Below are 1,869 nucleotides of genomic sequence, written 5' to 3' on the forward strand. Positions count from 1 at the left end.
GGAGGAAATTGATGTCGATTAAAGAACCGTTTACGGATTTGGACATTAAGACCGCGGATAGCGGTTTTTATGAGAATAACAGCGTTCCGATTGCGCTGATTAGTAAGGGTGTGATGGTAGCCCTTGTGCTTTGGGCGCTGATTTTTCCGGCGAACGCGAATAGCACTCTGGGCAGCTGGAACTCTCAGATTCTGGAGGTTTTCAACAGCTTTTACGTCATCATCGTAGGTCTGTTTTTCTTCTTTCTGGCCATCGTTGCGCTGCTGCCGGCTACCGGCAAGCGGGTGATGGGGACGCCCGGGGAAAAGCCCGAGTTCTCGAACTTCTCGTGGTTCTCGATGATGTTCGGTGCCGGTCTGGGTGTGGGCCTGATGGTGTTCGCCACCGCCGAGCCTCTGGGCCTTTGGGGCTCGAACCCTGTGGTGGTCGCGGGCGACGTGCCGGGCAATGAGCCCGAGGCGGTCCAGTCGGCTTATCGCTACACCTATCTGCACTATGGCTTCCACGCCTGGGCGATCTACGTGGTGACCGGCCTGTCGCTGGCCTATTACGCCTATACGCGCAACATGCCGCTGACCATCCGCTCGGCGCTGACGCCGCTGTTCGGCAAGCTGATGAACGGCTTCCTGGGCCATGTGGTTGACGTTCTGGGCGTTGTGGCAACGATCCTGGGTGTGTCGGTGACCATCGGCTACGGCGTCAGCCAGTTCATCGACGGTGTCTATGCGATCACCGGGATGGAGTGGATCATGGACCTGAGCGGTGAGGTTCCGGCCCCGTCGAAAGTTGGCCTGATTGCGGGTCTGCTGGTGATCATGGGCCTGTCGATCATCTCAGCTGTGTCGGGTGTTGGACGCGGTGTTAAGTACCTGTCGAACCTGAACCTGGTGCTGTCGATCATTCTGCTGGGTACGTTTGTCGTCTTCGGCTCGTTCGTCTTTGCGATGACCACCTATGGCACCGCGCTGGTGGATTACATCTTGCACTTCCTGTCGCTGAGCTTTGGCGCCTATGGTCCGCTCTCGGCCGAGGCATTTGCAGCGGCTCTGCCGGCCGAGGCTCAGGCCCATGCGGATGCCCTGATGGGTGGCGCGACCAATGCCTGGGGCAGCTATGACGGCTTCAAGAGCGGTCTGGAAGGCGCAGCAGCGGAACTCGACGAGGCCACTCTGGCCGCGGCCTATGCCGCCGGTGAGCAGGGTCGTCAGTTTGGCTGGCAGGCAGGCTGGACCACGTTCTACTGGGCCTGGTGGATTGCGTTCTCGCCCTTTGTGGGCCTGTTCCTGGCGCGCATCTCGAAAGGTCGCACCGTGCGTGAGTTCATCCTGGGCTGCGTCTTCGCACCGGCGCTGGTTTGCTTTGCCTGGATGACGGTTCTGGGCGGCACCGCGATCGATCTGGAACTGGCCGGTGAAGCCGGAGGTGCGATCATTGGGGCTTCGAACACCAACAAACTGTTCGTGACGCTGTCCTACATGATCGACGGTGGTCTGTTGTCGATGCTGAACGTGATGTGCGTGATCCTGATCATGACCTTCCTGGTGACCTCGGCAGACTCGGGCATCCTGGTGATGAACACAATCATGTCGGGCGGCAGCCAGGAGACGGGCATCAAGCACCGCATCATCTGGGGTCTGATCCTGTTGGCCGTGATCGGCGCGCTGATCCTTGCAGCGGGTGAGAACAACCCGATGGACGCTCTGCGCAACGCGATGATCATCGGCGCGCTGCCCTTCACCATGGTGATGGGCCTGATGATGGTCGCCCTCGCCAAGGCGCTGTTCCGCGACAGCCAGCGTGACAAACACGCCGAGGCACCACAGGCCGCAGAATAAACCCACCAAAACACAAACAATCAAAGCGCCGCCC

General features: G+C 59.8%; 1 protein-coding gene. It reads left to right on the forward strand.

Features of this window, described 5'->3' with window-relative positions; translation table 11 throughout:
• Positions 1-11: 11 nt before the first annotated feature.
• Positions 12-1,835, forward strand: a complete 1,824-nt coding sequence (locus tag ACR0NO_RS22120; RefSeq protein ID WP_480725712.1) for a BCCT family transporter — start codon at positions 12-14, stop codon at positions 1,833-1,835.
• Positions 1,836-1,869: the final 34 nt, after the last annotated feature.

It is taken from the genome of Ruegeria sp. CL3 (assembly GCF_056536505.1).